This window comes from Candidatus Omnitrophota bacterium, from assembly GCA_028712255.1.
Classification (GTDB): Bacteria; Omnitrophota; Gorgyraeia; order Gygaellales; family Profunditerraquicolaceae; genus UBA6249.
In genome coordinates, this window is sequence record JAQTQJ010000032.1 from 1 (window position 1) to 4,162 (window position 4,162).

The following is a 4,162-nucleotide window of genomic DNA, read 5'->3' on the forward strand; positions in this document are numbered from 1 at the left end:
TCAACTTTTTACATCCTTGGCTATCTTTTTACCTTCAGATTTAAGCTTGCGCTGTAACTTCTTAATATCTTCCTCCGGAGGCAGGGCTTCAGGCCTTATGCCGCTTTTTCCAAGCAGTTCACGGACATCCCTGTTGTTCTTCACGTGTTCACCTGTGATAGCTTGCTCACCGCTTAAGTTATTCTTCTTTGTATTAAAACTTGTAATTTCCGCGGCAAGATCTTTGGCTTTGATGGTTATAGTAGGCAAAAAATCAGCCAATGGCCGTTTATCGGGCACGCCCAACTTCTTTTTCATATCTAACGTTGTTAAACCGCCAAAAAGCGCCTGATCCCCCTTGCTGCGCAGGCGCGCGAATCCTTCACCGTCAACCCCGCGCTCATACGCAATCCCGGAAAGCTCTGATTCGGTATCAGCGAGTTTTTCACGGGCGCGTACCCGTTCTACTAACGCAATGCGCTCTTCCAGTAATTCCTGCTTACGTGTTTGAATAGCAAAATAACTTTGGGCAAAAGCGATCTGCTCCTTACGGGGATCGCCGTTTTGAGCGATAAGGTAGCAGGCATAGCGGGTGAGCATAATATCTTCAATTTCTCGCTGACTGCTCGATCCAAGCTGAACCATTTTGTTGACGTCAACAAAATGGTCGGCAATGGCTTGCCCGGATTTCACACAAGCAATTTTGGCTTTATCAACAACCAACAGGAAATTACGCCATTCAGTATAATCCAGCAACCTCTGAATATCCCTGGCCATCCAGTATTCAACACCATCCTGTGTATAGGCCGATTCCTCAAAGGTTCTGTTTAACTGAATGATGATTTCTTTTTTCATAGTTTCTCCTTATTAATTTTCTTTTAATTCTTCTGGATGAGTTTCTTTGAGTTCCAATCGCCTTTCTTACTATTGTTTAATTATCCTTCTGCGTCTGCTGTTAAACACATTATTCTTGCCAGATAAAAAAAATCTAGTATATTTATGTTTTTTTAGACAATCAATGGGGATTCCTTTAGCAATCTCTTCCACTCTACACTTTTCTTTCTTCATTTGCAATTCAATCTTAGTGATTAACGCTTTAGATAAACACACTAATCTGCTAATGCCATCCACGCCAATACTTGTTACTCGCGTGTGCATGACACTAATCTGATCAAATTCGGGTTGCCCCGATGCGTTGTTTTTGATGCGAACTTGAGCATAATTCTCTTCAAAATCATTAACTGAATGGGCAATATATTTATTTCCTAACGCCATAAACTTATGATGATCATTTTGATCATCGTCCGATAGTTCATCAATCCATTGTTTTGGAATACGCCTTCTTTCTCCACTAGTATTAGCTCTTCTGTATTTTATTAATATAGCAAAGGTAAATGCTTCCTTGGTAATTGTATCTCTTATATCTATCTCTGAATATTTATTAGCGGCTTCGATAACCCACAATAAATCTTGTTTAATACCTTCTAAATCAGCATAATTATTCGCCTCTTTAAAATTTATCGGAACAGGTGAAACATCAGACATGCTTTATCTCCTATGTTACAGGTATATTATTTTGGCTTATACCGAGAATTTACCTAGCTTCTAATTTTTATTTTTTCTAAGGCCTGTAGAGCGCCATCGTATAAACCACGTATAACTACTGCCAAACGAAAGCCCGCCTCTTCATTTAATTCTTTTTGATCAAAACCGAGCCGTTCCCAGAGACTAAGCACAAGGCCACTAAGGATAATTCTTCGTTTCCAAGCATTTTCAGAAAACATACGATTTATTGGTCTTCCTATACTTTCATCTACAACTACCTTGTTTTTTTCTGCATTAGCGATGTACCTATCAGCTAAATCTGCTCGATTTCTGATTAAACGATCTTTGTTTATTTCACTGAGCCCAAGGGTTATATAATGGGAAATAACTTTATTGTAATGTCCCATACCATTCCAAATATTGTTTTTTCCTTTTTCGTGGAGGTAATGCTTAGTGAACGCGCTTTGAGCAATAGCAAATTTTCCTGTAAACCTATGTATCCATGCCAGAGCGAACAACTCAAAACGGAGAGGTATCAACTCGGCAGAGAGTTCCTGAAGAGTAATCTTAGAAAATCTTTGATCTGCCTCTATGATAGATTTTCTAACTATATCATAATAAGCCGCTCCGGCATCAATCCCTTGTAGAATAGGATTTAGTATGTTTTTTTCATAAAAATCATGGCAAAAATCTTCGAGCTTAACTTCTTGTTTTTTGCTAAAAATGCTCATATACTTTCTCCTTCTAACAAAGAAGAACTAAATTGCAATTCAGAGATTGCTTCTTTACCTATCTCCTTTTCATTTTTTCACATAATAATATAGATTACTTTATATCCCATCCTTAAAAGCTATATGGACTAGCGAATAGAAGCATAATCAAAACAAAACTTAGACTTGTGAATCTTAGCTTCATATAATTTTAAATGATTATATATTTCTTTATTGGCAATCTCGGAAAGGATACCATTATTTTCACATCTACAACCAAAATCTATCCTTCTAATTGCATTAGGTAATAACGGAATATAGCAATCCTCACCCTCCTGAAAACATTCAAGAATATTGATAATCCATCTAACCTCATGTTCATATTTCCAGCTAATATTCTTAGTCTTAAATGTGTTTTTGTAAGCCTCTTCTGATTGAGAAACGAGCATGCCGAGATCTGTAAGGTCAATTTTCATGCGATCGACAGAGTATTCAACAACAAATAGATTTGTACTCTTTACCTTAATATCATTAGTGTCAAAGAATACTCTTGCACCACGATGTTTATCCGCATAATGAGACCAAAGCAATATCTCATCTGGTTCGTTTACAAGATTGGGATCACTAAAACAAATAACTCTTGTAGTTTTTGAAGCGCGCTCAATGCCATTCTCGATTTCTTTTATAAGAGAAGGTTCCAAATTCTCAACTATTCTTTTGAACATTGTGGGAAAATCATTAATAATAAATTTTCCGTCAAAATCTGTCACAACCTGTTTAACGCCACTATTTAACCTGGGCAAGAAATCTTCCTGTATATGTTTAAACGTTTTACTCATATCAGGACTCCTATCAACACCCGGTAAAAACTCAAAAGGGTCATTAAATAATCTAATATCCGAAGCCTTGAGTCTTTTATTCTTAAGGATATCCAAACATCCTTGGCTATTTATATACTTACATACAATCATTTGTTTAATCCCAAAATTAATAACGCAACGTAATTTTATTAAAAATAAGACTCAAGAACATATATACGCCAAAAACAGCGAAATAAACTAAAGATGATATAAAAATAGCTGGTAGCAACTTCTTAAAGCCGCTTTGTTTCTTAAAAGGAGACTCTTCTTCCAAACCAGGAATTCTTACCCACTCAGGAAATATCATTGAAAAGATATACCAGATAGAAACTCCAAGAATGAAATAGAACATAGGCAAGAACCAAAAAATACTTTTTATCAAACGTTCAATTTCAACTAAAAATCCTCCCTTATTAGGGCTAAAATGGTCCGCACCACAAACAGAATCTCCATAATACGTTCCTTCAAAGCACTCAAAATTAGATATCCATTTCCATGCTTTTCTAAATAAATTTAACATTCTCTCTCCTCATTCTTTAATTGAATCCTTTCCAGATATTGTGTTTACAAAAGCAATTTTTATTGCTTCTTTAACTCGTCAATATCCTTCTTAATCAACTCATTATGCTTTTCTATGGTTTTCTTGAGCTCTGAGAAATCGTAGCTATTTTTTTCAATAATATAGATGATCGCGAGGATTACACCGAAAACTATAAATTGGAGAAAATAGCGGTGAATGATAAAGCTTAGACCAAATGAAAATAAACTACCGAATAAATATATCCGTTTCATCTCCTGCAAACCTCCATCTCTCTATGTTTCTTAGTAATATAAGCGTTAACCGCTTCCATAGTAATGCGGTAGCCGCCACGCCTCCCCTCTTTATAGGCCTTTAGTTTACGCTGGCGTATCAACTCACGCACATATTCCTCATGTAAACGAAGAATCTGTGCTACTTCTTTAGTTAATAGAATTTTAGGCATAATTAATAGTAAAGTTTGTTACAATCTAATACAATATACTACTTTTATAAGAGTATGTCAATGAATTCCGTATTCCTCTCAAAAT

Annotated in this window: 7 protein-coding genes; all 7 read right to left on the minus strand. The window is 35.9% G+C overall.

The features are described 5' to 3' along the window. The 7 genes from dinD to PHC29_08710 all read right to left on the minus strand — a co-directional run bounded on the left by dinD (position 1) and on the right by PHC29_08710 (position 4,077). Complete coding sequence (dinD, locus tag PHC29_08680; GenBank protein ID MDD5109552.1) at positions 1-834, minus strand: DNA damage-inducible protein D; 834 nt, start codon at positions 832-834, stop codon at positions 1-3. A 69-nt stretch (positions 835-903) separates the two neighbouring features. Next, positions 904-1,524, minus strand: coding sequence for a hypothetical protein (locus tag PHC29_08685; GenBank protein MDD5109553.1), 621 nt, complete (start codon positions 1,522-1,524; stop codon positions 904-906). A 53-nt stretch (positions 1,525-1,577) separates the two neighbouring features. Further along, positions 1,578-2,255, minus strand: coding sequence for a hypothetical protein (locus tag PHC29_08690; protein MDD5109554.1), 678 nt, complete (start codon positions 2,253-2,255; stop codon positions 1,578-1,580). Positions 2,256-2,383: 128 nt separating this feature from the next. Further along, entirely contained in the window at positions 2,384-3,205 is an 822-nt protein-coding gene (locus tag PHC29_08695) for a DUF2971 domain-containing protein (GenBank protein MDD5109555.1), read from the minus strand. A gap of 16 nt (positions 3,206-3,221) precedes the next feature. Beyond that, positions 3,222-3,614 carry a hypothetical protein gene (locus PHC29_08700; GenBank protein ID MDD5109556.1) on the minus strand — a complete coding sequence of 131 codons (393 nt, stop codon included), beginning with the start codon at positions 3,612-3,614 and terminating at the stop codon, positions 3,222-3,224. A gap of 59 nt (positions 3,615-3,673) precedes the next feature. After that, positions 3,674-3,886, minus strand: a complete 213-nt coding sequence (locus PHC29_08705) for a hypothetical protein (GenBank protein ID MDD5109557.1) — start codon at positions 3,884-3,886, stop codon at positions 3,674-3,676. Further along, entirely contained in the window at positions 3,883-4,077 is a 195-nt protein-coding gene (locus PHC29_08710) for a helix-turn-helix domain-containing protein (GenBank protein ID MDD5109558.1), read from the minus strand. The genes PHC29_08705 and PHC29_08710 overlap by 4 nt, the downstream gene beginning before the upstream one ends. Positions 4,078-4,162 lie beyond the last annotated feature (85 nt).

Coding starts and splice junctions, on each gene's coding strand:
- PHC29_08695 (MDD5109555.1), bottom strand. CDS start 3,205: ATGATTGTATGTAAGTATATAAATAGCCAAGGATGTTTGGATATCCTT.
- dinD (MDD5109552.1), bottom strand. CDS start 834: ATGAAAAAAGAAATCATCATTCAGTTAAACAGAACCTTTGAGGAATCG.
- PHC29_08705 (MDD5109557.1), bottom strand. CDS start 3,886: ATGAAACGGATATATTTATTCGGTAGTTTATTTTCATTTGGTCTAAGC.
- PHC29_08710 (MDD5109558.1), bottom strand. CDS start 4,077: ATGCCTAAAATTCTATTAACTAAAGAAGTAGCACAGATTCTTCGTTTA.
- PHC29_08685 (MDD5109553.1), bottom strand. CDS start 1,524: ATGTCTGATGTTTCACCTGTTCCGATAAATTTTAAAGAGGCGAATAAT.
- PHC29_08690 (MDD5109554.1), bottom strand. CDS start 2,255: ATGAGCATTTTTAGCAAAAAACAAGAAGTTAAGCTCGAAGATTTTTGC.
- PHC29_08700 (MDD5109556.1), bottom strand. CDS start 3,614: ATGTTAAATTTATTTAGAAAAGCATGGAAATGGATATCTAATTTTGAG.